This window comes from Bacillus sp. SIMBA_074, from assembly GCF_046534555.1.
Classification (GTDB): domain Bacteria; phylum Bacillota; class Bacilli; order Bacillales; family Bacillaceae_G; genus Bacillus_A; species Bacillus_A mycoides.
In genome coordinates this window covers 138,246-164,809 of record NZ_JAWRYM010000010.1, presented here as the reverse complement: position 1 = coordinate 164,809, position 26,564 = coordinate 138,246, and the positions used below count along the sequence as shown (strand labels likewise).

The window sequence follows — 26,564 nt, the reverse complement described above, 5'->3', positions numbered from 1 at the left end:
GCAGAAGAAGTTGTGGAATTAGAGAAATCTGAGGAAGCGACAGAAGAAGTTGTGGAATTAGAGAAATCTGAGGAAGCGACAGAAGAAGTTGTGGAATTAGAGAAACCTGAGGAAGCAGCAGAAGAAGTTGTGGAATTAGAGAAATCTGAGGAAGCGACAGAAGAAGTTGTGGAATTAGAGAAATCTGAGGAAGCAGCAGAAGAAGTTGTGGAATTAGAGAAACCTGAGGAAGCGAAAGAAGAAGTTGTGGAATTAGAAGAAACTGAGGAAGCGACAGAAGAAGTTGTGGAATTAGAAGAAACTAAGGAAGCGACAGAAGAAGTTGCAGAATTAGAGAAATCTGAGGAAGCGACAGAAGAAGTTGTGGAATTAGAAGAAACTGAGGAAGCGACAGAAGAAGTTGTGGAATTAGAAGAAACTAAGGAAGCGGCAGAAGAAGTTATGGAATTAGAGAAATCTGAGGAAGTGACAGAAGAAGTTGTGGAATTAGAAGAAACTAAGGAAGCGACAGAAGAAGTTGTGGAATTAGAGAAACCTGAGGAAGCAGCAGAAGAAGTTGCAGAATTAGAGGAAGCTGAGGAAGCAGCAGAAGAAGTTGCAGAATTAGAGGAAGCTGAGGAAGCAGCAGAAGAAGTTGCAGAATTAGAAGAAGCTAAGGAAGCGACAGAAGAAGTTGTGGAATTAGAGAAATCTGAGGAAGCGACAGAAGAAGTTGTGGAATTAGAAGAAACTGAGGAAGCGACAGAAGAAGTTGTGGAATTAGAAGAAACTAAGGAAGCGACAGAAGAAGTTGCAGAATTAGAGAAATCTGAGGAAGCGACAGAAGAAGTTGTGGAATTAGAAGAAGCTAAGGAAGCGACAGAGGAAGTTGTGGAATTAGAAGAAACTAAGGAAGCAGAAGAAGTTGTGGAATTAGAGAAACCTGAGGAAGCGACAGAAGAAGTTGCGGAGTTAGAGGGTACTAAGGAAGAAGAACCAATTTCTCAAGAAACAGTAATTGAAGAAACGATGAATACAGATTTAGTGGAAAATACACCAGTTGCAGAGCAACCAGTGATTTCTCAACAAGAAACAATTACGTTCAAGGAAGAAAGTGAAGTATTCGTACCAGTTTCAGAAACGGATGAGCAAACAAAGAAAGATGTTCAAAACTTTGCGAACGTTTTAATTGAAGAAGCGGAAGAAAAGAAGCAAGTTGCTGAAGAACAGCCTGCTTTACAAATAGAAGAACCGAAACGTGAGAAAAAACGTCATGTCCCATTTAATGTTGTCATGTTAAAGCAGGATAGAAAGAAATTAATGGAAAGACATGCGGCAAGAACGAACGTAATGCAATCAACTGTCAGTGAACGAGTGGAAGAAAAGCCAGTGCAGCAAGTGGTAGTAAACCCGCAAGTGGAAGAAAGTCCAGTGCAGCAAGTGGTAGTAGAAGCCCAAGTGGAAGAAAAACCAATGCAGCAAGTGGTAGTAGAAGCCCAAGTGGAAGAAAAACCGATGCAGCAAGTGGTAGTGGAAGCTCAAGTGGAAGAAAAACCGATGCAGCAAGTAGTAGTGGAAGCTCAAGTGGAAGAAAAACCGATGCAACAAGTAGTGGTGGCTGGACAAGTACAAGAGTCAATTTCAAGTACGGAAGTACAAGAGAAGGCATATGTTGTAAATCAAAAAGAGAATGATATGCGCAACGTACTACAAGCGCCACCGAAGTATGAACTTCCGCCATTAACGTTGTTGTCAATTCCACAGCAGGCAGCATTAGATAATACGGAGTGGCTAGAAGAACAGGAAGAATTATTAAATACGACATTTAATAATTTCCATGTTGGAGCACATGTTATTAATGTGTCACAAGGGCCGGCGGTAACTCGTTTTGAAGTACAACCAGACCCAGGTGTGAAAGTAAATAAAATTACAAATTTAAGTGATGATATTAAGTTAAGTTTAGCTGCGAAAGATATTCGAATTGAAGCGCCAATTCCAGGGAAGAGTGCAATTGGAATTGAAGTTCCAAACAAGGAAAGTAAGCCAGTATTCCTGCGTGAAATTTTAAGAAGTCCTGTATTTACAAAGAGTGAATCACCGCTTACAGTTGCGCTGGGGCTTGATATTTCAGGTGATCCAATTGTAACGGATATTCGAAAAATGCCACATGGACTTATTGCGGGTGCAACTGGTTCAGGGAAAAGTGTGTGCATTAACGCGATTTTAACGAGCATTTTATATAAAGCGAAGCCGCATGAAGTGAAGTTGATACTAATTGATCCGAAGATGGTTGAGCTTGCACCATACAATTCTGTTCCACATCTTGTAGCACCTGTTATTACTGACGTAAAAGCAGCTACAGCTGCGTTAAAGTGGGCGGTTGAAGAGATGGAACGACGTTATGAATTGTTTGCTCATGCTGGTGCTCGTGATTTAACTCGTTACAATACGATTGTAAGTGGTAGAGAAATCCCAGGTGAGACATTACCTTATATTGTAATTGTCATTGACGAGTTAGCGGACTTAATGATGGTTGCTCCTGGTGATGTGGAGGAAGCGATTTGTCGTATTGCACAAAAAGCGCGTGCTTGTGGTATTCACTTATTAGTTGCGACGCAGCGTCCATCTGTAGACGTTATTACAGGTTTAATTAAATCAAACATTCCAACGCGTATTGCGTTTACAGTATCATCTCAAGTTGATTCGCGTACGATTATCGATATTGGGGGCGCGGAGAAGTTACTTGGTCGTGGTGATATGCTATTTTTAGGAAACGGCACATCTAAACCAGTTCGTGTACAAGGTGTATACGTATCAGATGATGAGATTGAAAGAACAGTTGATCATGTGAAAAAGCAAATGAAGCCAAACTACTTATTTAAGCAAGAGGATTTATTAGCAAAATCAGAGCAGAGTGAGTCTGAAGATGAACTATTTTTTGATGCATGTCAATTTGTTGTAGAGCAAGGGGGAGCGTCCACATCTTCTGTACAGAGAAAATTCCGCATAGGTTATAATCGCGCGGCACGTCTAATTGAAGAGATGGAGTCGCAAGGGATTATTTCTGAAGGAAGAGGAACGAAACCGAGAGATGTCCTTATTTCTGAGGATGAATTCGCTGCTATGCAGGAAACAAATGTATAGGAAACGGTTTTGCTGTATACTAATAGAAAATGTTGGATAGTAAAGTAGGGAGTAAAGCGACATGAAAGAAATTGAATTAAAATTAAAAGGTGAAATAAATCGACTAACAAATAAAACATTTAAATTTGATGAACGTGTTGGAGAAGGCTGGTTCTCTGCCGTTTACTTTTTAAAAACTAGAGAAATCATTGAAGAATTTCGCCCGAAAAGTGTTGTAACAATGCAGTTTTTTCAAAAAGAACATGCAGTTCTTTGCGGAGCAGATGAGGTAATCGCATTGCTACAAACATTTGCCAAAAATCCTGAGGAATTAGAAATTCATTCTTTAAAGGACGGCGATAATATTAGTCCGTTTGAAACAGTTTTAACAATTCATGGTCCTTATGAATACTTCGGCTTTTTAGAAGGTGTAATTGATGGGATTTTAGCTCGTCGTACATCAGTTGCGACAAACGTATATAATGTTGTCCAAGCTGCACGTAGTGTAGATAAAGAAAAACCGGTTATTTTCATGGGAGATCGTGACGATCATTATACGCAACAAGCTGGTGACGGCTATGCGGCATACATCGGAGGTATGAGCGCGCAAGCGACGCATGCAATGAATGAATGGTGGGGCAGAAGTGGTATGGGGACGATGCCTCACGCTTTAATTCAAATGTTTAATGGTGATGTTGTTGAAGCTGCAAAGGCATATCATAAAAAATTCCCAGAAGATGAATTAGTCGTACTAATTGATTATAACAATGATGTCATTACAGATGCACTTCGCGTAGCGCGTGAATTTGGATCAACATTAAAAGGTGTACGTGTCGATACGTCTCGCACAATGATTGATCAATACTTCATTCGTCACCCAGAAGTACTTGGAACATTCGATCCACGTGGTGTAAATCCATCACTTGTATTTGCACTTCGTAAGGCTCTTGATGAGGAAGGGTTCCAACATGTAGATATCGTTGTAACTGGTGGGTTTGATGAGAAGCGTATTCGTGAATTTGAAGCTCAAAATGTTCCTGTCGATATATACGGAGTAGGAAGTAGCTTATTAAAAATGAATATTGGTTTTACTGGTGATAACGTAGAATTAAATGGAAAACCAGAAGCAAAAGCTGGTCGTAAATACCGTCCAAATTCACGTCTAGAGCGTGTTCAATTAGAAACAAAAGAAGATATGTAAAAGCGAGAAAAACTGATAGGTGATTGACCCTATCAGTTTTTCTGTTATCATAGTATAGCGGCTTGTTTTTTGCTATAATAAATGTGTTATGGACATAAAAGAAGTACGTACGAGTTTATCACTGATAAGTGAATATAAAAAGAAATTCACTGCATCAGTAATGTATGATGATTACCAAAATAAGAAAAGATTCATATACTGTCTTATAGATAGGCCGTTGTATTAGTTCGAAATGTTGGAGGTTCTTTAAGATGACAGTTTACCATTTTGTAGGAATTAAAGGAACAGGAATGAGTTCATTAGCACAAATTCTTCATGACATGAAGCATACTGTTCAAGGGTCTGATTATGAAAAGCGTTTCTTTACACAAACAGCATTGGAAAAGCGTGGTATTTCCATCCTTCCTTTTGATAAGAATAATATTAAAGAAGGACAAGTGATTATCGCAGGAAATGCATTTCCTGATACGCATGAAGAAATCGTAGCAGCAAAAGAATTAAATATCCCAGTACATCGTTACCATCACTTCTTAGGTGATCTTATGAATCAGTACACAAGTGTTGCTGTAACTGGTGCACATGGAAAAACATCAACAACTGGTTTGTTAGCCCATGTAATGCAAGGTGCACACCCAACATCATACCTTATTGGAGATGGAACGGGGCATGGGGTAGAAAATAGTAAGTATTTTGTATTTGAAGCTTGTGAGTATCGTCGTCATTTCTTGTCTTACTATCCAGACTATGCAATCATGACAAATATCGATTTCGATCACCCAGATTATTTTGCAGACATCAATGATGTATTTAATGCATTCCAAGAGATGGCATTGCAAGTGAAAAAAGGTATTATTGCATGTGGTGATGATGAAGAACTTCAAAAAGTTCAAGCGAAAGTACCTGTTATTTTCTATGGATTTGGAGAAGATAATGATTTCCAAGCACGTAACATTCAAAAGAGAACTGATGGTACTATATTCGATGTATTCGTTCGTAATACGTATTATGACACGTTCAAAATTACAGGATACGGCGATCACAGCGTATTAAATGCATTAGCAGTAATAGCGCTTTGCCATTATGAAAACGTTGATGTAGAAGCAGTTAAGCATCAGCTAACAACTTTTGAAGGCGTAAAACGTCGCTTTAATGAAAAGCCAATGGGAGAACAAGTTATCATTGATGACTATGCACACCATCCGACAGAAATTAATGCAACGATTGAAGCAGCACGTCAAAAACATCCAGAGCGTGAAGTTGTCGCTGTATTCCAACCACATACATTCTCACGTACAGAGAAATTTTTAGATGAGTTCGCGGAAAGCTTAAGTAAAGCTGACCAAGTATACTTATGTGATATTTTCGGATCAGCACGTGAAAACAAAGGTGAATTAACAATTGAAGATCTGCAAAAACGTATTGATGGCGCAGAACTAATTACAGATACAACAACGGATGTGTTAAAGAAACATAAAAACGGCGTTCTTATTTTCATGGGCGCAGGTGACATCCAAAAATTCGAAGCAGCTTACGTAAAAGAAGTTCAAGTTGCAGAGAAGTAAGAAGAAAGACGCACAGCTATGGCTGTGCGTCTTTTTGTTGTGTTCGATATATTTTAAAAAGCGTTGATATGTTGATATTGCTTATTCTTTTTGTATTGTCGTTTTAATAAAACGATATACAGTGAACTAAAAAATACATATCCGATTAAATAATAGAATGAAAACATATCGAACTGTTTTGTTATCATAATTCGAATGGCGAAAAAAGTAAATGGAAGAGCGATTAACAACCTTGAGCTAACAAAAATCATTGTTTTAAAGTATTTTAATAGATCTGTGTTCCAATGATTTTCTCTAAAGATAAACCAAATGTTGCTTGCAATAAAGGCTAGTAAGAATGGCAAATTAGCTGAAATATTTATAAACCCAAGTGCGATAGGCACTGATAAAGCACCAAGCGGACCGATAGATAGACCGGAATAATATTTAATAAACGTATTTGTAGATTGCTGTGCATCTTGAATAACGTCTGTATATTCTGCTGCAATTTCCTTTGCTAATTCTTTTGGAGGCAGAAATTCTTCAATAACTTGTTGAGGGATCATTGCTGATGGTATCCCTTCACTTTCTTTACTTAATGCATTTTCGTATAAATCGGATTTGATTTCTAGCACATGTTGTTCTCTTGTTGATGTAGGCGAGTTCATTAAACCATTGTGAAGATCCTGTAAGAAAGAAGCGATGAGTTCATTTGAAAAGAACTGTTCCTTGTTCATTTTTTATCCTCTCCTTTAGCTAGTAACATTAGAGCATGATATACTGCATCATAATCATGTAAGCGACTATTTAAAATTTCTCTCCCTTCGTCTGTAATACGATAGTATTTTCTTTTTGGCCCATCACCGGACTCTTCCCAATAGGAAACAGCCCAATTGTTTTTTGTAATTCGATTTAATATAGGATAAATCGAACCATTTGGAATATGAAATACAGGGATCTCTTGTAGCGCACTTGTGATTTCATATCCATACATAGGTTGTTTGCTTATTAAAGACAAAATAGCCAGATCAAAAACACCTTTACGTAATTGAATTATAAAATTATCATTTTTTTCCATACTTTAACTATATATGATTCATATCTAGATATCAATCATATATAGTGGTGTTATATTTATTTCTTTTACAGAAGAAGTAAATGTAACACCCGCACAATGTGTAGGAATGATATTAGGCATTACGGGAGTACTATATTCTTCTGGCCTTATTAAGATAAGTTCGAAAGAAAGTGTGAATATTTAACATTTTCTATCTAAAAATGTTAGAATAATAAGAAAAATAAAAAGGGGCTAAAAAACATGTTCACACTCCGAGTAGATGATGAAATTGAATTACAACTATTAGAAAAACATCATAAAGGGGGACTATATGAATTAATAGATCAAAATCGTAATCATTTAAGAAGATGGCTTCCGTGGGTAGATGGGACGAAATCTGCTAATGCGTATGATGATATTTTTCCGATGTGGTTAAAGAAATTTGCAGAGGGAGACGGTTTTGAAAGTGGTATACGTTATAAAGGAAAGCTCGTTGGGATGGTGGGCATTCACCCGGTGAGCTGGGGGAAAAAAGCGACGAGTCTTGGATATTATCTTGCAGAAGATGCTGGTGGAAAAGGTGTTATGACACGTAGTGTGAAGGCTGTGCTTCAATATGCATTTGATAATTTAAAATTGAATAAAATAGAAATTCGGTGTGGTGTTGAAAATACGAAAAGCCGTGCAATCCCAGAACGTTTAGGTTTTAAGTTAGATGGAATTTTAAGAGATGAAGAATGGTTGTATGACCATTTTCAGGATATTGCTGTTTATAGTTTACTAGCTTCAGAATGGGAAGAAATTCGATGAATGAGAAGATTTGTGTCACTCCGTATGAAAGCAAATTTCAAGATGAAGTAGTAGATCTCATTGTTCATATTCAGCAAAAAGAGTACAATGTCCCAATTACGAAAGAAGAGCAACCTGACTTACTTGAAATAGAAACGTTCTATCAAAGGGATCACGGAAACTTTTGGGTAGCAACTTATGATGGTAAAGTAGTTGGAACGGTAGCTTTATTAGATATTGGGAAGCATCAAGTAGCGCTAAGAAAAATGTTCGTGAAGAAAGAGTTCCGCGGAAAAGAATGGGGTGCATCAAGTATGCTACTTCAAACAGCAATCTCTTGGGCGAAGGAACAGAACTTGGAAGACATTTATTTAGGAACAACAGTGAAATTTTTAGCAGCGCATCGCTTTTATGAAAAGAATAATTTCCAAAGTGTGAGTATAGACGAGTTGCCAAAAAGTTTTCCAGTGTTACAGGTGGATAAGAAATTCTATAGATATATTGTTTAAGAAGGTCATGTAGAAATGGCCTTTTTTTATGAACTAAAATGGAAAAAGTGGTATAATTTAGGGTAGGGGGTGCGTGTATGAACATTCCGATTCAAAGAAGTAAATCGGTAGTAATTTTCGTTTGTCTCACGTTAGCTTTTATGTTTGTATATCCACTTGTCATGATTCTCACAAATAAAGAGCAGTGGATGTCAGCGTTAATTGGAATGGGTTTATGTTTCCTTGTAAATGTACCACTCGTTTGGGAAGTATTTATTAAAAAGCATAAAGTAGAAAATGGTGTATTAAAGTACGGCATTTTAAATGACGATATCGTATTGAAAGAGATAAGAATCATTCGTCAAGTGGGAAAATCTCTTGAAATTACGACGAATGCATACAAAGTACATATGGTTGCGATGCCGCAAGATATGAATGAATTTTTGGCGCTTATCGAGAAAGAGAACCCAAATGTGAAAATAGAAATGGTAGGTAAGAAATGAAATATGTAAAACCTTTATTCTGTTTAGAAATTTTGTTTGTGCTTGTTGGTTGCACTAGAGTATATATGAAATGGGATCTGTCCTTATATGTACCAATATTAATAGGTACTATTGCAGTGACGCTTTTATTTTCATTTCCAGCAAACAAAAAGCGAGGCAAGTAGTTCTATATAGTGTAGGGAGGGATTTGGAATGAAAAAAATATGTGCGCTCTGTTTATTTTTATTAACGACATCAATTCTTTTAATAGGATGTAGTGCGAAGAAAGACAAGTCTGATGTTAGCTTAGAAAAGGCACAAAAAATTGAAGTTGAATCCCTTATTGATTTGAGTGATAAAAAAACAATTACTGATAAGAAAGAAATCACAAAGTTGTTTGAATCAATCAAAATGGATGAGTGGGAAATGGAATCGGCTCCTATAGATACTCCGCAAGGGAAAACATTTAAAATGTACCAAGCGGATACAACAAAATTATCGGAGTCGAGTAAAGATAAAAAAGAATTATATGAAATTGGTACTATGACAGTATATAAAGATGTTCCGTATGTCGAAGTTGAAATGAAAAATAAGAAAATGAGTTTTAAAGTGCCAGAAGATGTGGCGAAAGATTTATTACAATATTAATAAAAAGACGCTCGGAGAAAATTCCGAGCGTCTTTCATTATTTTAAGTTCTCTGGGTTTAAAGCTTCTAGTTCAGTTACAACGAAGCGTCCGTCTTTACGGATTAATACGTCGTCGAAGTAAATTTCACCGCCGCCGTATTCAGGGCGCTGAATGCATACTAAATCCCAGTGAATGTTAGAGTTGTTGCCGTTCCATGCATCATCATAAGCTTGTCCAGGTGTGAAGTGGAAGCTGCCATCGATTTTTTCATCGAATAGAATGTCTCCCATTGGATGTAAGATGTATGGGTTTACGCCGATTGCGAACTCACCAACGTAGCGTGCGCCTTCGTCTGTATCGAAGATTTTGTTAATGCGCTCTGAATCGTTTGCAGTTGCGTCAACGATTTGGCCATTCTCAAATTTAAGTTGTACATTTTCAAATGTATAACCGTTGTAAGGAGATGGTGTGTTGTAAGAAACTGTACCGTTAACAGAATCGCGAACTGGTGCAGAGTATACTTCACCATCTGGAATGTTTAAATGACCCGAGCATTTAATAGCTGGAATGTCTTTAATAGAGAATGTTAAGTCAGTTCCAGGACCAGTTAAGCGAATTTTATCTGTTTTATTCATTAATGTAACAAGGCTATCCATCGCCTTATCCATTTTACCGTAGTCTAAGTTACAAACTTCGAAGTAGAAGTCTTCGAAAGCTTCTGTGCTCATTTTAGCAAGCTGCGCCATAGAAGCATTTGGGTAGCGAAGAACAACCCAGCGTGTTTTCGGAACACGGATGTCTCTATGAACTTTTTTGCCAATTGTTTGGCCGTGAACTTTCATACGTTCACTTGGAACGTCAGCTTGTTCGTTAATGTTATCGCCAGAGCGAAGGCCAATGTAAGCATCCATATCTTTCATTACACTAGCTTCATATGCAGCGATTTGTTCGAAATGTTCTTCAGTAGCACCCATTAATAAAGAGCGATCTACTTGATGATCTTTTAAAGAAACGAATGGGAAACCACCAGCTGCATATGCTTCTTTTACAAGTGCAGTTACAAGTTCTTTTTGTAAGCCAAAGTTTTCAATTAATACTTTTTCGCCTTTTTGTAAACGAATAGAGTAGTTAATTAAATTGTATGCTAACTTTTCAATGCGTGGATCTTTCATATGTAAAGCCTCCCTACTAATTATGTATCCTCTCCTATTGTAACCTACTTAGTGGAATTTGTTGAATCATTTATGTTAAAGTTAACGAATAAGTATGAAAATTCTAATGAAAAGATAGGGATTAGAATGAAACGGAAAATGATTGTATAATGGGAGAAAGTATGAAAAAGATAAAGGAAGTGATGAAATGCAAGTTCTTCTATATGTAAGTGCGGCTATTATCGCGGTTGCTTTCGCAGTATTAGTAGTGTATGTATGCAGAACGTTGTTATCGGTTCAGAAGACGTTAGAAAACGTTGCGAGCACGTTAGAAGGTTTAGAAAAGCAAATGCAAGGAATAAGCGTAGAGACGGAGCAATTATTACATAAGACAAATGCGTTAGCTGATGATATTCAACAGAAGTCACAGTCGCTAAATAAAGTAGTAGAAGGTGTGGATGGAATCGGAACGACGATTCACTCTTTAAATACGAAGCTTCGCAACGTTTCAGAGTCTGTTACGGACGAAATTGAAAATAATGCAGATAAAGTAGCACAAGTTGTACAGTGGAGCAGCGCAGCAATTGAAGTATATAATCATTACCGTACTACGAGACAAGAGAAAAAGATTGAAAAAGAAGAGCGTAAACTTGAGAGAGCTGAGCAGAAGGCTGAAAAGAGAGAGAAGCGCTCTAGACTTCGCATGAGAGGTGAGTAATGATGAGTATGATGAAGATTGAAACAATTGAAGAACTTGAAGCGTTAGTAGAAAAGAACGAGCCTTACGTTCTTTTTAAACATAGTACGACATGCCCAATTAGTCACGGTGCATATACAGAGTTTCAAGCGTATTGCGGTGAAGAAAGAGAAGTGCCAGCATATTACTTATACGTACAAGATGCGAGAGATGTTTCGAACCATGTTGCAGAGCAGTACAGCATTAAGCATGAATCTCCGCAAGTGTTATACATAAAAGATGGAATGGTAGTATGGCATACATCGCACTGGAATATTAAAAAAGAAGCTTTAGAAGAGAATGTAAAATAGGGAGAGGCAAGCGAAGGGCTTGCTTCTTTTTTATTTTGTTGCAATATATTTAGTGGTACACTAGAGATACTTTAAAACTAAGTAAATTGACTTTTGAAAGTGGGTTTTAAGCAATGAAGAAAATGGCATTATGCATCGCAAGCTTAAGTTTATTACTGGGGGCTTGCAGCAATAATACTATTGAGAAGAAAGATGAAGTTGTACAGAAAGATACGAAAGAAAAAAGTATGATTCCAAGAACTGCTGTTTCTAAGGATTACTATAGAACTGTTATTCCTTTAAAAGAACAAAAGGTAATTAATACAGTTAATGTTAAAACTAATTCTAAACTAGATTTAGCAGAATATGAAAATGGTTTAATGGATATTGCTTCAAAACAATTCGATACAGAAAATTACGTATTACAATTAAATCAATATATTCCAGAGAAAACAATTGATGAATTAGTTACGAAACAAGAAGTACCAGTTTTGACTAATATTATAGAACAGGACTACTTCGGCAAACAGAATTCAAATGAACTAAGTTTATCTGGTGTTGTTATTGGTTTATCTATGTCTTCAAGTGTATCTAATGAGGAAGCTATTTCTAAAGGTACTGAAGTCGCTAAGGGGCTTATAGAAGCTATTAATAAAAATGATAAATATAACAAATCTCCAATTACGTTTGCTATATTTAAGCAAGAAAGTACAAGTTCTTTAAAGAATGGTACTTATATTTCAAGCGCTACTGTTCAAAAGAACGAGACTAATCTTGGAAATTGGGATACTATTGATGAAAAGTCGTATTCGTATCCTTCTCAAGAATTTGAGGGGGCACATGGAGAAGATAATGATAAGCTAAAGGATTTTTCTAAAGCAATGAAGGCATTTTCTCCAGGAGATTATATCCCTGTTAATGCTAAGGTTTCTTATAAGCAAAATAAGATGGATAAATTAAAGATGGATATTGTCGTTAAATATAACGGTAAGTCAGAATTAATGGCACTCTCTCAAACGGCTGCTCAAAGTATGTTAGAACAATTTCCTAAAGATGCTAAAGTTCAATTACAAATAAAGTCCGAGAATAAAATCGAGGCTGTTATTATAAAAGAGAAGAACAGCGATAAACCGTTTGTTTCTTTCCTATAATAAAAAAAGACAGTTTTTAAGCTGAGGCTACTGAAAAAGTGAATACTTCGAGAAAAACATTTCGAATTTCCTAAAGATGTTGAAAGAAGAAAGGAGGTCATTACCTGTACATAATAGGGAATGACCTCTTTTTTCTTATGAAATAGCCTCTTTCAGTGCCTTCTTTAAAGTGTCAGATTATGTTGATGTTATTCAAATTGGCGCTCGCAATATGCAAAACTTTGAACTGTTAAAGGCAGCTGGTGCTGTAAATAAACCAATATTATTAAAGCGTGGTTTATCAGCAACAATTGAAGAATTTATTAATGCAGCAGAATATAGTATGGCAGAGGGGAATGGTAATATCATTTTATGTGAGTGTGGTATTCGCACATATGAAACAGCAACGCGTAATACGCTTAATATTTCCGCTGTGCCAATTTAAAAGAAAGAAACACATTTACCTGTTGTTGTCGATGTAACGCATTCTACAGGGCGACGTGGCCTTCTATTACCGTTTGCAAAAGCGGCTATGGCAATTGGTGCTTTTGCTATTATGGCTGAAGTACATCCAGACCCAGCAGTTGCATTATCAGATGCAGCGCAGCAAATGGACATTCCAGAATTCAATGAGTTTATGAAAGAATTAAAAGCATTCGGAAGTAAATTATAAAAAGATTTCTTAGTCTATGTAGCCTTGTTACATAGCTTTTTTACAAAAATTGACCTTTTTTGCATAAAAAATACGAAAATACGAGAAAAGAAGCGAATTTTTTCGAAACTTTTGCGGGAAAATATTGTATGACCCTGTGTTTTTAGCGTATCATTAGTAAAAGGAAGAACTCGGGACGATTGTTGGCATCTGCAAATAGAGTTGATGTCTTTTTTTCATTCAAGTGAACCGATACATAAAAATAGATAACATAAATAGAAGGAGTGTGCGAAGAGATGAACGTAACAATCTATGATGTAGCGCGTGAAGCAAATGTTTCAATGGCTACCGTATCACGTGTTGTGAACGGTAACCCAAACGTAAAGCCTACAACAAGAAAGAAAGTATTAGAAGCAATTGATCAGTTAGGATACCGCCCAAATGCGGTAGCACGTGGACTAGCAAGTAAGAAGACAACTACAGTGGGTGTTATTATTCCTGATATCTCAAATACGTTTTATGCAGAACTTGCTCGTGGAATTGAAGATATCGCAACAATGTACAAATATAACATCATTTTAAGTAACTCTGACCAGAACAAAGAGAAAGAGTTCCACTTATTAAATACGATGCTTGGGAAACAAGTGGACGGGATTGTTTTCATGGGTGAAGATATTACAGATATTCACGTTGAAGAGTTCAAAAAATCTCCAGTACCAATTGTATTAGCAGCGTCATTTGATGAACAAAATGAAACGTCATCAGTAAATATTGATTATACACAAGCAGCTTACGATGCAATGAAGCATTTTATTGAGCAAGGACATAAACGTATCGGTTTCGTCTCTGGTCCTTTCATTAATAAAGCAGGAAGCGCGAAGAAGTTACAAGGTTATAAAAAAGCTTTAGAAGAAGCAGGTATTTCATATGATGAAAATCTTATAATTGATGGAGATTACACATATGATTCAGGTATAGAAGCGTTTGAAAGACTTTGGGGCATGGATGAAAAAGCAACAGCAATCTTCGTATCTTCTGATGAAATGGCACTAGGTGTAATCCACGCAGCACAAGACGCGGGATTAAACGTACCAACTGATATCGAAGTGCTTGGTTTTGACAACACACGTCTTGCATTAATGGTTCGTCCGCAACTTTCGACAGTTGTACAACCAATGTATGATATCGGTGCAGTAGCAATGCGTCTACTAACGAAATATATGAACAAAGAAAAAGTAGAAGATCACTCAGTTATTTTACCTCACCGTATCCAATTTAGAGATTCAACGAAGTAAGAATAAGAGAGCTCACAGCGATAGCTGTGAGCTTTTATTCATATTCAGGATAATGGTGTTTAACTACTGTATCTACAATTTCAGTTTTCTTAACATGTAAAAAGCGTGCATATAATTCTTTTCCTGTCTCAAATGGTGTGTCATCTCATTCGAAAACATGCAACACTTTTCTAAACGTCCATGTTACTTGCTCACCGTACATATTATCGTACGTATCTTCAGACTGTAGAGCTATCTTTTCACCTAGCTTGCGAGCTTCCTCTAAACTGTTCGCCTTAACGAGAATGATACTTTCTTCAAAAAGTGTATCGTGATTCTCTTCATAATGTTCATCAATTTTACTAGGATTAGGCTCACCTGAATGGACAGATTCAAATAATAATTTTACAGCATACACATGAGATCAGTCTCCTTATGCTGAATGTTTTACTTTATAAACAATACTCGCGATAAGTGAAGCGGGTATTGTAAATACGTTACTTTGATAATGATAATGTATTTGGGATTCTTCATAAGACATTCGCTACAGTTGGGGTTATTCCTTGTTATATGTCACACAAGTGCAAATTTAACTATTATAGGGCAATGTCATGTATAATAGAAAGAAAAGGCTTGTGAGGGGGGAGAAGAGATGATCGTTCTTTGGATAATTACGCTTTGCATGACTGCTATTTTTGCATATATGACGTTAAAACAAAATGGCTTAAAGCGATTTGTTCCAGGAAGTATTCTTGCAGGAATCGCCCTTATCACGTATGTAATTTCTATTTTTATTGAAAGTGTATCAGTGGACATGAGCACAAGTTTAATGTTCATGGGTATTACACTATTTGCAGGTAGTATTATGGTACTTATGGTTGCTGGTATTATTTTATTTATTCATATGAATTCAGAAACGTTATAGCATATAGAAAAGGCATGTCCCGAGGGGGCATGCCTTTTTATCCGTTCAATTATGCTCTATCTTTAGAAGAGTTTTGTTGTTTTAGTAAGTCGCGAATTTCGCCAAGAATTTCTTCTTCTTTTGTTGGTTCTGGAAGTTCTTCTTTCTTTTCTTCTTCTTCTCTTTTAGATGTTAGTTTGTTGAAAACTTTAACAAACATAAAGATAGCAGCTGCAATAATTAAGAAATCAAAAATAGTTTGGATGAAGTTACCATACATAATAGATGATTTACCGAATGTAAGTTTTAAATCTGTAAAGTTAACGCCGCCCAGTACCATACCAAGTAATGGTGTGATGATATCTTTTACTAAAGAACTAACGATTTTACCGAATGCAGCACCGATTACAACCCCGACAGCTAAATCGATTACATTCCCTTTGAATGCGAATTTTTTAAACTCGTTCCACATGTGTTAATCCCACCCTTTCCACGATTCATTATGAAATTTATAATTCCTATCAACATATTCTATAGAAATTTGTGAGAGAAATAAAGGGGAAATGGGAATGAAAGTAAATTCTGAAAAATGTATCCGTTTTAATTTTTGTTTACATTCTCCAGTAGAGATTGTAACAGTTGCTGCGTTTTTAATCCTTCTAATCCATCTACAACAGGCTTTGTATCGCCGTGTACACATTCAATAAAATGATGAACAGCATCTTCAAAACCGCGCTGTTTTAACGTCGTATCCCATGATGGTGAACCAATCTGAGAAACTGAATTTTCCTGCTCAACTTCAAATGTGTTCATATTTTTTACGCGAATGATTTTCCCTGTCGTTACAAGTTCAATTTGTTCTAAGTTTGTACCGGCATGGCGATGCATCGCTGTTGAAAGTAACAGTCCATTTGCAGTTGTATATGTATGATGTCCGTAAAGAAGTTCATTCTTTTCATTAATTTGCATCATATTATGAACGACGTTAAGATCATCATTAGCTAACCAGCGAGCAGTATCTACAATATGTAAGTAATCATCTAACATAGTAAAGTCGTACGTATATGGCCCGACTTTATTTGTGCGGTGTTTTTCAATTCGAACCCATGAAATATCATGAGCTTGCTCTTTTGCAGCAACATACATAGGAACGAATCGGCGATTAAATCCGACCATTAACTTTCGGTTATGCTTTTCGCTCAACTCGACTAGTTGCTCAGCTTGTTCCACTGTAGCTGCTAGCGGTTTATCAACATAAACGTCGATTCCTTTTTTCAGAAGTTCAGAAACGATTTCATAATGTGTAGCAGTTGAACTGTGAACGAAGATTGCATCACATTCCGAAGCTAACGTTTCAATAGAATGGAAGTCTTGAATGCGGTATTGTTGGCAAACTTGTTTCCTTTTCTCTGCGTTAGGTGTAAACGCCCCTACAAAATTCCAATCTGTTTCTTTTGTAAGTGTTGGAAGATAGGCCTTTTGCGCAATACTTCCAAGTCCAATCATCCCAATTTTAGGTTTGTTCATGTTTATTCCCACCCTATTAATATTAATGTAACGGGTTAAATGTAGCATAGGGTGGGGGAGGAAGGCAAAAATTAGCTTTTTACTTACGCCCTTCTAACAAAATCTTCTCTATCTCTTCAAAGTTATGAGCGCGAGCATGCTCTAACGGGGTAACACCATCGTTGTCTGGAATATTTACATCTGCACGGTGCTCAATAAGAAGCTGAATGACTTGTTGCTGTGTTTCGTTTCCATTACTTAGTACGATGGCTTCCATTAAAGCGGTCCACCCGAGATTATTTACATGGTTAACATCAATAGTTGTTCGCGTAAGGAGTTCTTTAATAACATCAATATAGCCATGTTCTGAGGCGGGGATAAGAGCTGTTCCGCCGTAACGATTTGTAAGCGATGGATCTGCACCGGCATCAATCGTTAGTTTTAAAATATCAAAGTAACCTTCTGCACCGGCGTATAGAAAGGGATTGTTTTTCATATCGTCTTGGATATTTACGTCAGCCCCTGCTTCAATAAGCGCTTTTGCAGTTTTTACATCATTTTTGTATGTAGAAATCATAAGAGGGGTACGTCCTTTACTGTCCGTTATATTTATGTCAGCCCCTTTTTTGAGTAACGATATAACAGTATTCGTTTCTTGTTTCTCAGTAGCTGCTAGTAGCGCTGTCTCCATGTTTGTCATCTCCTTTTTTACTTCTTGTTCTTGCGAGCATCCTTGCAAAAAAATTACGCAACAGATCATGCTTAATGTTTTTTTGAACATGGAATTTCAACCTCCTCATTTCAACTGTAAAATAAGAACATTAAATTTTTATAAACTGGTGCTAAAATTACTATAAAATCGCTTGAGTATTTGAACATATATTTTTATGCTTATGAGTAATAAGGATAGATAAAGTGAAACTTTAATCAATGGGGGGGCATCCCCACTGATTATTAGTTGAACCAATCGGGCGTTTACGGGCAGTTGATCTTCCACCTAACTTCTTTGCTCCAGGCGAATTTTGAGGTGGGAGTCTTACTGCCCGTTAATGCGGGGTAAAGTGAGGATTTTAATTATGTCTATTAAAACAAGATTTTTATTTTCTTATATCGCTGTTATTCTCGTTTCCATTACGCTTATATTAGTTACGGGATTTTTAATTGTTTTTTCGATAACTGGTGATTTAGAATCAGTGAAAAATTTCTACAAAAGTTCTTATATTCAAAAGCCGCTTACGCCAGAAGAAGAGAATACGTATATTGAATTGAAATTAGCGGCAAAGAAAAATCAATCACAACTATTAGATGAATCGTTCGTTTCATCACTTGAAAAAGAAGGTGTGAAAATAGTTGTAAGAAAGGGAGAAACCATTTCTTATGCTACAAAAATATTTGAAGGTGTATCTTTAAAAGAAGCCATTCCGAAATTTGAATCAGCAAATATTAATAGTCGTGGTACAACGGAACTAGGCGATACATTTTATCGATATGTAAAATTTGATTTTTATTTTCCCGGAGATGAAGAAGGGAGTATATTTGTACTAAAAAGGCAGAGTTCATTTGTCGATCTTACACAAAAATTATTTCCAATTTTGTTCGGAGCGCTTTTACTGTTAGCCATTTTACTCATAGGGTTATTAAGTTATTTCGTCTCAAGAAGTGTGATAAAACCAATTTTTGTATTGAAAGATGCAACTGAGAGAATTAAAGAAGGAAATTTAGATTTTCAAATTCCAGTTACATCGCACGATGAGGTAGGGCAATTAAATCAAGGGTTTGAGGAAATGAGGAAGAAGTTAAAAGAGTCGATTGAAGTACAAACGCAGTATGAAGAAAATCGAAAAGAGCTCATTTCAAACATCTCCCATGATTTGAAAACACCGATTACATCTATTATCGGATATGTGGAAGGAATAAAAGATGGGGTAGCAAATACCCCAGAAAAAATGGATAAGTATTTAACAACGATTCATACGAAAGCAAAACATATGGATACACTCATTGATGAACTATTTTTATTTTCGAAGCTCGATTTAAATCGAGTTCCATTCCAGTTTGAAACGGTTGAATTAAATATGTTTATGCAAGAATTAATAGAAGAGATGCAGATGGATTTAAGTAAAGAAGGTATAGAAATTAACTTACAATTACATGCATCACCACTATATGTAACGGCTGATTGCGAAAAGATAAATAGAGTGATATCAAATTTAATTCATAATAGTGTGAAATACATGGATAAAGAAGAAAAGAAAATTACTGTAACAGTATCGAGTGATAACGATAAAGTTATTGTGAAAGTGATGGACAATGGATCAGGTATAGAATCTGATACGCTACCGTATATATTTGAGCGTTTTTATCGTGCGGAACAATCACGAAACTCTAGTACAGGTGGAAGTGGACTTGGTTTAGCGATAGCGAAACAAATTGTTGAAGAACATGGCGGGGACATTTGGGCGGAAAGCGAGCTTGGGGAAGGCACAAGCATTTTCTTCTCATTGGAAAAAGTACAGGAATGTGGTGAGTAAATTGAAAAGAATCTTACTAATAGAAGATGAAATAAGTATTGCAGAATTACAGCGAGATTATTTAGAAATTAGTGATTTTCAAGTTGATGTAGAGCATTCAGGAGAAGTAGGTTTACAAATGGCCCTGCACGAAGATTATGACTTAATTATTTTAGATATTATGCTTCCGAAGATGAACGGATTTGAAATTTGTAAACAAATACGTGCTATAAAAGATATTCCGATTTTACTTGTTTCAGCAAAAAAAGAAGATATAGATAAAATTCGCGGACTCGGATTAGGTGCAGATGATTATATAACGAAGCCGTTTAGTCCAAGTGAATTAGTCGCAAGAGTAAAAGCACATATTTCTCGTTATGAAAGATTATCAGGAAATATGGTTAAGAAGCGTGATACATTATACATTCACGGGATTTCTATCGATCAGCGAGCGAGGAAAGTTTTTATCAATAATGAAGAAGTTTCGTTTACAACGAAGGAATTTGATTTATTAACATTTTTTGTGATGCATCCAAACCAAGTGTTAAATAAAGAACAGTTATTTGAACGCATTTGGGGATTAGACTCAGCTGGCGATTTAGCAACGGTTGTTGTTCATATTAGAAAGTTACGTGAAAAAGTTGAAAGAGACCCTGCCCACCCGCAATATATTGAAACAGTGTGGGGAGCTGGTTATCGCTTTAATGTGTAGTGAACCTGTCGAGTGATTGACAGGTTTTTTTATGCGTAATGGTGTAGTTCACTTGTTATTTGAATAAAAAGGTAAAAATAGGTAATTCGTGTTAGGATATAAGGAGAAATAAAACGTAGGATAGTTTGAGAGGGCGTGCTAGATTTTGGGGGAGAAATTGCAAAATAATAAATCAAACAAGGCTTTAAGGATTGGAACTAATATCGTAATTATTTTATTAATTATTGGTGCAATACAAATGTTTTATGATGAAGATTATAAAAATGATCATTATGGTTGGTTATTTTTGATAGTGTGTTGGATAGTTAGAAGTGTTTTTAATATTACGATAAGTTTAAAAGAAGGAGATAAAAAGTCAGTATTACTGGATTTAGGTTTAGTGCTTTTTTCCTTTTACCTTATATTTGTATATAGTACGAAATATTTCTACTGACAAAAAGCTCATAGTCTTATAGAGACTTTGAGCTTTTTGTCAGTAAATTTGCTTGTGAATTAATATGTTATTTTAGATTTTTACAATAATAGGCCCAGTACCAGCGTTGCTGTAACCAGGGGCAAAGTAAATATTTTAAACAGTAGAGTTCTGGCTTTCAGAACTCTTTTTACATGCTAAAATCTTCTTAAGATTTTTCAAAAAAGAAACTTCCTTATGGTAGTAGAGGGCACCATATATACATTGATATCACTGAGTTGTTTACTACGAGTAGAATATTTTATTTCTTTGTAAGGTGCTCTTTATCGAGCGATCCATTGGCGAAAATTTGAAGAAACGCAGAAGTAAAAAACTTCGTGTTTCTTCTTTAATATATTTATTAGAAACCGCTTTGCACTTCCCGTCACAGTTGCTCCTTCTAGCCCTCATTAAACAAAGTAACACCAACTGCATACAAGGGGCCTTTCGTCATAAGCTTCACTAATTGTTTTGCAGTATATTTCGGTGAATATTTCATGTCATTTTGAAGCCACCAAATTGCCATCCCAACAACACAGGAAGTGATGAAATGGAATACCATATCCTTTGGAATATCTAAGTCATGGTCTTCAATTTTAAGCTCAATGAAATTTTGTTCAAGATTATCCATAATAGTCTGCTGCATTTTCAGGTTAAAATCATGAATGCCATGAGGTCCAAGCATGCTTTTATAAAAGTCTGCATGTTTTAATATACACTCAAATATGGATTGTAAAATTCCCTCGAATTCCGAAAAATCTATTTGCTGTCCCTGCACATGAGTATATAGGACCATCTTACTTGTCAATTCTCCTAGTACATTTTCACTAAGCTTTGTTAACAAATCTTGTTTATCCCTGTAATGTGAGTAAAATGTCGCCCGATTAATGAGTGCCTCATCTGTGATGTCTTGAATGGTAATAGCATCGTATCCCTTTTCCGCTACCAGTTTAATAAAAGCATCATATATAAATTTCTTTGTCCGAATAATCCGCAGATCCGCTTTTTTCAACACCTTATACCTCCCTGTTCGTTATTGTCATTATAAACAACAGATTTCATTCTTTTGTTTTTTATCGTACATTCATGCCTTAAATGTAAATTGAATTGTTTAGTAAAAACGATATAATTACACTATAGACAACATGTATTTATTATAAACTACACTTTGTTCGTTATCTATCTTTTTGTTGAACGAATACTAGGAGGATGAACATGAGAGAAGAACAAACAAGCATTATTCCACAACCCAAAACATATGGACCACTGGGCAACTACCCCCTATTCGACATGAGTCAACCTACTATTTCTTTTTGTGAGATGGCGAAAGAATATGGACCAATATTTCGGTTGACCGCTCCAGGTTTTAAAACAATATGTATCTCTGACCACAAACTTGTAACGGAAGTCTGTGATATCAATCGTTTTGATAAACATGTCGCAAATGATATGGTGCATGTACGTGAATTTACAGGAGACGGTCTGTTTACAAGTAAAACATCGGAGCCAAACTGGCGAAAAGCCCATAATATATTGCTGCCAACATTCAGCCAACAAGCCATGAAGGGCTATCATACTATGATGTTAGACATCGCTTCACAGCTGATTCAGAAATGGGCTCGGTTGAATCACGATAGTGATCATATCGATGTACCGGGAGACATGACTCGCCTTACTTTGGATACGATTGGTCTTTGTGGCTTTAACTACCGATTTAATAGTTTTTATAAAGAAAAACATGATCCATTTATCGACAGCATGGTACGTGCACTTGACGAAGCTATGCATAAAGTTGCCCGCTCGAGGGGCATGGATACTCTGATGGTTAGAAAAAACAGACAATTCCAAGATGATATACAAAGCATGTTTTCGTTAGTAGATAAAATTATTAAAGAGCGGAAGGCTAATGGAAATAATGGAGAGATAGATCTGCTAGCCCGCATGTTAAACAGTAAAGACCCTGAGACCGGGGAAGTGTTGGATGATGAGAATATCCGATACCAAATTATTACCTTCTTAATTGCTGGGCATGAAACAACAAGTGGTTTATTATCCTTTACGACTTATTTTTTACTGAAACATCCGGAAGTTCTGAAGAAAGCACACGAAGAAGTGGATCAAGTTCTCGGTGATTCCACTCCATCTTATAAACAAGTGCTAAACCTCAAATACATTCGCATGATTCTAAACGAAGCCATACGGTTATGGCCGACCGCTCCATCTTTTGATGTGTATCCAAAGGAGGATACTATAATCGGCGGACAGTATCATGTGAAAAAAGGTGAAGGTTTGACCGTGCTTCTTCCCGCACTTCATCGGGATAAAGCAGTTTGGGGAGAGGATGCAGAAGAATTCCGTCCAGAACGTTTCGCAGATCCTTCCAAAGTACCAAATCATGCATATAAACCATTTGGGAATGGTCAGCGTGCTTGTATTGGTATGCAGTTCGCACTTTATGAAGCTACGCTGGTGCTTGGAATGATTCTTCAAAAGTTTGAATTAATTGATTCTGAAAACTATCAGTTGAAGATTAAACAATCATTGACCATAAAACCAGAAAATTTCAGAATTAGAGTTAAATTAAGAGAAGGAAAGGCAGTCGCATCTTTACTGAATCTTCCGTTGGATGATGAAACGGAGAAAGAGATTTCCCAATATTCAAAACAAGAAGCGCTTGAAGGTGCTGAAAACGTACCTCTACTTGTATTATATGGTTCAAATCTAGGAAGAGCGGAAGAGTTTGCTAGGAAGCTCGCAGACCATGCAAGGTTACTAGGCTTCCAGAGCGATGTGGGAACATTGAATGATTATATCGGAAAGTTACCTAAAGAAGGTGCGGTACTCATTGTAACTTCTTCATATAATGGTCAACCCCCTGAAAATGCCGCTCAGTTTGTAAAATGGCTGGAACAAAAAAGTGCAGAGGAATGCACCGGAGTCAAGTATGCAGTTTTTGGTTGTGGAGATCGAAATTGGGCGAATACTTACCAGAGTGTTCCGAAATTCATTGACAAAGAGCTTGAACAGAAAGGTGCTATAAGGTATACCGCAAGAGGAGAAGCTGACGCTGGAGGAGATTTCGAGAATGATTTTGCTCAATGGCAAAAGAACATGTGGAAGGATGTCTCGAATGCATTTGGCCTAAAGATGAAAGAAGGAGCAGAAACATTGTCTCATCAAGCATCGCTTTCCGTTCAATTGATTTCAGGCTCCCCCGCTAATCCGGTTGCTCAAAATAACGAAGCTGTTTATGCAACGGTGATTGCTAACCGGGAGCTTCAGTTACCTGAAAGTGAGCGAAGCACTCGGCATATTGAGATAGCCTTGCCGGAAGGAGTTACTTATCAAGTAGGAGATCACCTTGGAGTACTGCCAAGTAATAGCCGAAAAAATGTAAGGCGCATTTTAAAACGTTTTAAATTAAACGGGAAGGATCAAGTCATACTGAATGCAAGTGGAAGCAGTTCAGCTCATCTTCCTGTGGACCGTCCTGTTAGTTTATTTGATCTTCTTAGCTATAACGTTGAGATTCAAGAAGCAGCAACTCGAGCACAAATACGGGAATTGGCAACATGTACAATTTGTCCTCCCCATAAATATGAGTTGGAAGCATTATTGGAAGACGGAGTTTATAAGGAGCAAATACTAAAGAAGCGCATTTCAATATTGGATCTTCTTGAAAAGTATGAAGCGTGTGAAATCCCATTTGAGCGATTTTTAGAACTTCTCCCTATGCTCAAACCGCGTTACTATTCTATTTCAAGCTCTCCACTTGTTGCACAAGATCGTCTAAGCATTACGGTCGGTGTTGTTAGTGAACCTGCATGGAGTGGACAAGGAGAATATAAAGGTGTCGCTTCTAATTATTTAGCCCAATGTCACAATGAAGATGAGATTACTTGTTTTATTAGAACACCAGAATCCCGTTTTCAGTTACCTGAAGACCCAGAAACACCAATTATCATGGTTGGACCAGGCACTGGAGTTGCACCATTCCGTGGATTCTTACAAACGCGTCGTGTTCAAAAACAAAAAGGGGTTAACTTAGGAGAAGCGCATCTGTATTTCGGTTGTCGTCATCCTGAAAAAGATTATCTCTATCGTACAGAACTAGAAAATGATGAAAAAGATGGCTTAATATCTTTACACACAGCTTTTTCTCGCTCGGAAGGACATCCGAAAACATATGTACAGCATTTAATGAAACAAGACGGAGCTAATTTAATTTCGTTATTAGATAGCGGTGCCCACCTTTATATATGTGGTGATGGGAGCCGAATGGCTCCGGATGTAGAAGATACTCTTTGTCATGCATATCAAGAAATTCATGAAGTCAGTGAACAAGAAGCAAGAAATTGGTTGAATCAGTTACAACATGAAGGACGATACGGAAAAGATGTTTGGGCTGGAATCTAAATTTGGGTAACTTTGCCCACCCCATTAAAAAGGGGTGGGCAAAAACACCTAATTAATATTTTACTATTTTAGGAGGATAAATCATGACAACTAAGAATACGTACAAATTTTATATAAACGGAGAATGGAGAGAAAGCTCTTCAGGAGAAACAACCGAAATTTCATCTCCATACTTACACGAAGTAATCGGGCAAGTACAAGCAATCACTCGCGGAGAAGTAGATAAAGCAATTGCATCTGCAAAAGAAGCTCAAAAATCATGGGCGGAAGCTTCTCTACAAGATCGCGCAAAATATTTATATAAATGGGCTAAGGAGCTCGTAAATATGCAAGATGAAATTGCCGATATCATTATGAAAGAAGTCGGTAAAGGATATAAAGATGCGAAGAAAGAAGTTGTTCGTACAGCTGACTTTATTCGTTACACAATCGAAGAAGCTCTTCATATGCACGGAGAAAGCATGATGGGCGATAGCTTCCCAGGCGGAACGAAATCTAAACTTGCGATTATCCAACGCGCACCACTTGGTGTTGTATTAGCAATCGCACCATTTAACTACCCAGTAAACTTATCTGCTGCAAAACTTGCACCAGCACTAATTATGGGTAACGCTGTTATTTTCAAACCAGCAACTCAAGGTGCAATTAGCGGTATTAAAATGGTTGAAGCACTTCATAAAGCTGGCCTTCCAAAAGGTCTTGTAAACGTAGCTACAGGACGCGGTTCTGTAATTGGTGACTACTTAGTAGAGCACGAAGGTATCAATATGGTATCGTTCACAGGTGGTACAAACACAGGTAAACATTTAGCGAAAAAAGCTGCAATGATTCCACTTGTATTAGAACTTGGTGGGAAAGACCCTGGTATCGTTCGTGAAGATGCTGACTTACAAGATGCTGCAAACCATATCGTAAGCGGTGCATTCTCTTACTCTGGTCAACGTTGTACAGCTATTAAACGTGTACTTGTACACGAAAACGTAGCGGACGAGCTTGTTGGCTTATTAAAAGAGCAAGTAGCTAAATTATCAGTTGGATCTCCAGAACAAGACAGCACAATCGTTCCATTAATCGACGATAAATCTGCTGACTTCGTTCAAGGTTTAGTTGACGATGCTGTTGAAAAAGGTGCAACAATCGTTATCGGTAACAAACGTGAGCGTAACTTAATTTACCCAACATTAATCGACCACGTAACAGAAGAAATGAAAGTTGCTTGGGAAGAGCCATTCGGCCCAATCCTTCCAATCATCCGTGTTTCTTCAGATGAACAAGCAATTGAAATTGCTAACAAATCAGAGTTCGGCTTGCAAGCAAGTGTCTTCACAAAAGACATTAACAAAGCGTTTGCAATTGCTAACAAAATCGAAACTGGTTCTGTTCAAATTAACGGACGCACAGAGCGCGGACCTGACCACTTCCCATTCATCGGTGTAAAAGGTTCAGGTATGGGCGCACAAGGTATTCGTAAGAGCCTTGAGTCTATGACACGTGAAAAAGTAACTGTATTAAACTTAGTTTAATATTACAAAAGAAGCTAATC

The 26,564-nt window shown here is 36.9% G+C and carries 23 protein-coding genes and 6 pseudogenes; 20 read left to right on the top strand and 9 right to left on the bottom strand.

Going from position 1 to position 26,564, the window contains the following annotated elements; translation table 11 throughout:
- Window positions 1–129 precede the first annotated feature (129 nt).
- The 3 genes from SB773_RS13915 to murC all read left to right on the top strand — a co-directional run bounded on the left by SB773_RS13915 (window position 130) and on the right by murC (window position 5,865).
- Window positions 130–3,123: a DNA translocase FtsK gene (locus tag SB773_RS13915; RefSeq protein WP_410590417.1), complete on the top strand. Its 2,994-nt coding sequence runs from the start codon at window positions 130–132 to the stop codon at window positions 3,121–3,123.
- Between the two features lie 61 nt (window positions 3,124–3,184).
- The gene (locus SB773_RS13910) at window positions 3,185–4,303 is read left to right on the top strand and encodes a nicotinate phosphoribosyltransferase (RefSeq protein ID WP_002015597.1); all 1,119 of its coding nucleotides are present in this window, start codon (window positions 3,185–3,187) and stop codon (window positions 4,301–4,303) included.
- A gap of 251 nt (window positions 4,304–4,554) precedes the next feature.
- On the top strand, window positions 4,555–5,865 hold the full coding sequence (gene murC, locus SB773_RS13905; RefSeq protein ID WP_002015598.1) for a UDP-N-acetylmuramate--L-alanine ligase: 1,311 nt from the start codon (window positions 4,555–4,557) through the stop codon (window positions 5,863–5,865).
- Between the two features lie 53 nt (window positions 5,866–5,918).
- Here murC and SB773_RS13900 read toward each other — a convergent pair whose 3' ends face one another.
- Entirely contained in the window at window positions 5,919–6,581 is a 663-nt protein-coding gene (locus SB773_RS13900) for a hypothetical protein (protein WP_256485101.1), read from the bottom strand.
- A complete protein-coding gene (locus SB773_RS13895; protein ID WP_193662705.1) occupies window positions 6,578–6,922 on the bottom strand; it encodes a PadR family transcriptional regulator in 345 nt (114 codons plus the stop codon). Before SB773_RS13895 ends, SB773_RS13900 begins: the two co-directional genes overlap by 4 nt.
- A 52-nt stretch (window positions 6,923–6,974) precedes the next feature.
- On the opposite strand from SB773_RS13895, the pseudogene SB773_RS13890 reads away from it, so the two are divergent.
- The 5 genes and pseudogenes from SB773_RS13890 to SB773_RS13870 all read left to right on the top strand — a co-directional run.
- A pseudogene (locus SB773_RS13890) lies at window positions 6,975–7,106 on the top strand (EamA/RhaT family transporter); the annotation flags it as partial.
- Between the two features lie 56 nt (window positions 7,107–7,162).
- On the top strand, window positions 7,163–7,711 hold the full coding sequence (locus SB773_RS13885) for a GNAT family N-acetyltransferase (protein ID WP_410590410.1): 549 nt from the start codon (window positions 7,163–7,165) through the stop codon (window positions 7,709–7,711).
- On the top strand, window positions 7,708–8,199 hold the full coding sequence (locus SB773_RS13880; RefSeq protein ID WP_410590408.1) for a GNAT family N-acetyltransferase: 492 nt from the start codon (window positions 7,708–7,710) through the stop codon (window positions 8,197–8,199). Before SB773_RS13885 ends, SB773_RS13880 begins: the two co-directional genes overlap by 4 nt.
- Before the next feature lie 77 nt (window positions 8,200–8,276).
- On the top strand, window positions 8,277–8,681 hold the full coding sequence (locus tag SB773_RS13875) for a PH domain-containing protein (RefSeq protein WP_410590406.1): 405 nt from the start codon (window positions 8,277–8,279) through the stop codon (window positions 8,679–8,681).
- Between the two features lie 192 nt (window positions 8,682–8,873).
- Complete coding sequence (locus tag SB773_RS13870) at window positions 8,874–9,308, top strand: hypothetical protein (protein ID WP_410590404.1); 435 nt, start codon at window positions 8,874–8,876, stop codon at window positions 9,306–9,308.
- Window positions 9,309–9,345: 37 nt separating this feature from the next.
- On the opposite strand, the gene SB773_RS13865 is transcribed toward SB773_RS13870, so the two are convergent.
- On the bottom strand, window positions 9,346–10,461 hold the full coding sequence (locus SB773_RS13865) for an aminopeptidase (RefSeq protein WP_131248036.1): 1,116 nt from the start codon (window positions 10,459–10,461) through the stop codon (window positions 9,346–9,348).
- A 187-nt stretch (window positions 10,462–10,648) separates the two neighbouring features.
- Here SB773_RS13865 and SB773_RS13860 point away from each other — a divergent pair, with 187 nt between their 5' ends.
- The 5 genes and pseudogenes from SB773_RS13860 (at window position 10,649) to ccpA (ending at window position 14,543) form a co-directional block, all read left to right on the top strand.
- Entirely contained in the window at window positions 10,649–11,158 is a 510-nt protein-coding gene (locus SB773_RS13860; protein WP_088032316.1) for a DUF948 domain-containing protein, read from the top strand.
- A 2-nt stretch (window positions 11,159–11,160) separates the two neighbouring features.
- On the top strand, window positions 11,161–11,487 hold the full coding sequence (ytxJ, locus tag SB773_RS13855; RefSeq protein ID WP_002145356.1) for a bacillithiol system redox-active protein YtxJ: 327 nt from the start codon (window positions 11,161–11,163) through the stop codon (window positions 11,485–11,487).
- Window positions 11,488–11,600: 113 nt separating this feature from the next.
- Complete coding sequence (locus tag SB773_RS13850; RefSeq protein ID WP_282915051.1) at window positions 11,601–12,617, top strand: CamS family sex pheromone protein; 1,017 nt, start codon at window positions 11,601–11,603, stop codon at window positions 12,615–12,617.
- 139 nt (window positions 12,618–12,756) lie between these two features.
- Window positions 12,757–13,269: pseudogene (locus SB773_RS13845) on the top strand (bifunctional 3-deoxy-7-phosphoheptulonate synthase/chorismate mutase); the annotation flags it as partial.
- A 275-nt stretch (window positions 13,270–13,544) separates the two neighbouring features.
- Window positions 13,545–14,543 (top strand): catabolite control protein A, encoded by a 999-nt coding sequence (gene ccpA / locus SB773_RS13840; RefSeq protein WP_410590401.1) that lies wholly within the window; start codon window positions 13,545–13,547, stop codon window positions 14,541–14,543.
- Window positions 14,544–14,577: 34 nt separating this feature from the next.
- Here the strand turns inward: ccpA and SB773_RS13835 are convergent.
- Together SB773_RS13835 and SB773_RS13830 are read right to left on the bottom strand one after the other, a co-directional pair.
- Window positions 14,578–14,940, bottom strand: a pseudogene (locus tag SB773_RS13835) (DUF4288 domain-containing protein).
- Between the two features lie 15 nt (window positions 14,941–14,955).
- A pseudogene (locus tag SB773_RS13830) lies at window positions 14,956–15,063 on the bottom strand (DUF3949 domain-containing protein); the annotation flags it as partial.
- 111 nt (window positions 15,064–15,174) lie between these two features.
- On the opposite strand from SB773_RS13830, the gene SB773_RS13825 reads away from it, so the two are divergent.
- Window positions 15,175–15,447, top strand: a complete 273-nt coding sequence (locus SB773_RS13825; RefSeq protein WP_000636592.1) for a DUF3917 domain-containing protein — start codon at window positions 15,175–15,177, stop codon at window positions 15,445–15,447.
- Window positions 15,448–15,496: 49 nt separating this feature from the next.
- On the opposite strand, the gene mscL is transcribed toward SB773_RS13825, so the two are convergent.
- The 3 genes from mscL to SB773_RS13810 all read right to left on the bottom strand — a co-directional run bounded on the left by mscL (window position 15,497) and on the right by SB773_RS13810 (window position 17,713).
- Window positions 15,497–15,898, bottom strand: a complete 402-nt coding sequence (gene mscL, locus SB773_RS13820) for a large-conductance mechanosensitive channel protein MscL (protein ID WP_002015591.1) — start codon at window positions 15,896–15,898, stop codon at window positions 15,497–15,499.
- A 128-nt stretch (window positions 15,899–16,026) separates the two neighbouring features.
- Window positions 16,027–16,953, bottom strand: coding sequence for a Gfo/Idh/MocA family protein (locus SB773_RS13815; RefSeq protein WP_044442124.1), 927 nt, complete (start codon window positions 16,951–16,953; stop codon window positions 16,027–16,029).
- 79 nt (window positions 16,954–17,032) lie between these two features.
- Entirely contained in the window at window positions 17,033–17,713 is a 681-nt protein-coding gene (locus SB773_RS13810; RefSeq protein WP_410590398.1) for an ankyrin repeat domain-containing protein, read from the bottom strand.
- A gap of 295 nt (window positions 17,714–18,008) precedes the next feature.
- Here SB773_RS13810 and SB773_RS13805 point away from each other — a divergent pair, with 295 nt between their 5' ends.
- From SB773_RS13805 to SB773_RS13795, 3 genes are all read left to right on the top strand, one after another.
- Entirely contained in the window at window positions 18,009–19,463 is a 1,455-nt protein-coding gene (locus SB773_RS13805) for a sensor histidine kinase (RefSeq protein ID WP_410590396.1), read from the top strand.
- 1 nt (window position 19,464) lies between these two features.
- On the top strand, window positions 19,465–20,154 hold the full coding sequence (locus SB773_RS13800; protein ID WP_113734094.1) for a response regulator transcription factor: 690 nt from the start codon (window positions 19,465–19,467) through the stop codon (window positions 20,152–20,154).
- Window positions 20,155–20,299: 145 nt separating this feature from the next.
- Window positions 20,300–20,587 (top strand): hypothetical protein, encoded by a 288-nt coding sequence (locus SB773_RS13795; protein ID WP_410590394.1) that lies wholly within the window; start codon window positions 20,300–20,302, stop codon window positions 20,585–20,587.
- A 418-nt stretch (window positions 20,588–21,005) separates the two neighbouring features.
- Here SB773_RS13795 and SB773_RS13790 read toward each other — a convergent pair whose 3' ends face one another.
- Window positions 21,006–21,620: a TetR/AcrR family transcriptional regulator gene (locus SB773_RS13790; RefSeq protein WP_410590392.1), complete on the bottom strand. Its 615-nt coding sequence runs from the start codon at window positions 21,618–21,620 to the stop codon at window positions 21,006–21,008.
- A 200-nt stretch (window positions 21,621–21,820) separates the two neighbouring features.
- Between SB773_RS13790 and SB773_RS13785 the strand changes: the two are divergent.
- From SB773_RS13785 to gapN, 3 genes and pseudogenes are all read left to right on the top strand, one after another.
- Window positions 21,821–23,753 (top strand): annotated as a pseudogene (locus SB773_RS13785) (cytochrome P450); the annotation flags it as partial.
- Window positions 23,754–23,833: 80 nt separating this feature from the next.
- Window positions 23,834–25,021 (top strand): annotated as a pseudogene (locus tag SB773_RS13780) (NADPH--cytochrome reductase); the annotation flags it as partial.
- 83 nt (window positions 25,022–25,104) lie between these two features.
- Window positions 25,105–26,544 carry an NADP-dependent glyceraldehyde-3-phosphate dehydrogenase gene (gene gapN, locus SB773_RS13775; RefSeq protein WP_410590390.1) on the top strand — a complete coding sequence of 480 codons (1,440 nt, stop codon included), beginning with the start codon at window positions 25,105–25,107 and terminating at the stop codon, window positions 26,542–26,544.
- The last annotated feature ends 20 nt before the right edge of the window (window positions 26,545–26,564 follow it).

What these genes read in the sequence shown, in the direction of transcription:
- SB773_RS13910 (WP_002015597.1), top strand. Translation starts at nt 3,185, where the DNA reads ATGAAAGAAATTGAATTAAAATTAAAAGGTGAAATAAATCGACTAACA.
- murC (WP_002015598.1), top strand. Translation starts at nt 4,555, where the DNA reads ATGACAGTTTACCATTTTGTAGGAATTAAAGGAACAGGAATGAGTTCA.
- SB773_RS13900 (WP_256485101.1), bottom strand. Translation starts at nt 6,581, where the DNA reads ATGAACAAGGAACAGTTCTTTTCAAATGAACTCATCGCTTCTTTCTTA.
- SB773_RS13895 (WP_193662705.1), bottom strand. Translation starts at nt 6,922, where the DNA reads ATGGAAAAAAATGATAATTTTATAATTCAATTACGTAAAGGTGTTTTT.
- SB773_RS13885 (WP_410590410.1), top strand. Translation starts at nt 7,163, where the DNA reads ATGTTCACACTCCGAGTAGATGATGAAATTGAATTACAACTATTAGAA.
- SB773_RS13880 (WP_410590408.1), top strand. Translation starts at nt 7,708, where the DNA reads ATGAATGAGAAGATTTGTGTCACTCCGTATGAAAGCAAATTTCAAGAT.
- SB773_RS13875 (WP_410590406.1), top strand. Translation starts at nt 8,277, where the DNA reads ATGAACATTCCGATTCAAAGAAGTAAATCGGTAGTAATTTTCGTTTGT.
- SB773_RS13870 (WP_410590404.1), top strand. Translation starts at nt 8,874, where the DNA reads ATGAAAAAAATATGTGCGCTCTGTTTATTTTTATTAACGACATCAATT.
- SB773_RS13865 (WP_131248036.1), bottom strand. Translation starts at nt 10,461, where the DNA reads ATGAAAGATCCACGCATTGAAAAGTTAGCATACAATTTAATTAACTAC.
- SB773_RS13860 (WP_088032316.1), top strand. Translation starts at nt 10,649, where the DNA reads ATGCAAGTTCTTCTATATGTAAGTGCGGCTATTATCGCGGTTGCTTTC.
- ytxJ (WP_002145356.1), top strand. Translation starts at nt 11,161, where the DNA reads ATGAGTATGATGAAGATTGAAACAATTGAAGAACTTGAAGCGTTAGTA.
- SB773_RS13850 (WP_282915051.1), top strand. Translation starts at nt 11,601, where the DNA reads ATGAAGAAAATGGCATTATGCATCGCAAGCTTAAGTTTATTACTGGGG.
- ccpA (WP_410590401.1), top strand. Translation starts at nt 13,545, where the DNA reads ATGAACGTAACAATCTATGATGTAGCGCGTGAAGCAAATGTTTCAATG.
- SB773_RS13825 (WP_000636592.1), top strand. Translation starts at nt 15,175, where the DNA reads ATGATCGTTCTTTGGATAATTACGCTTTGCATGACTGCTATTTTTGCA.
- mscL (WP_002015591.1), bottom strand. Translation starts at nt 15,898, where the DNA reads ATGTGGAACGAGTTTAAAAAATTCGCATTCAAAGGGAATGTAATCGAT.
- SB773_RS13815 (WP_044442124.1), bottom strand. Translation starts at nt 16,953, where the DNA reads ATGAACAAACCTAAAATTGGGATGATTGGACTTGGAAGTATTGCGCAA.
- SB773_RS13810 (WP_410590398.1), bottom strand. Translation starts at nt 17,713, where the DNA reads ATGTTCAAAAAAACATTAAGCATGATCTGTTGCGTAATTTTTTTGCAA.
- SB773_RS13805 (WP_410590396.1), top strand. Translation starts at nt 18,009, where the DNA reads ATGTCTATTAAAACAAGATTTTTATTTTCTTATATCGCTGTTATTCTC.
- gapN (WP_410590390.1), top strand. Translation starts at nt 25,105, where the DNA reads ATGACAACTAAGAATACGTACAAATTTTATATAAACGGAGAATGGAGA.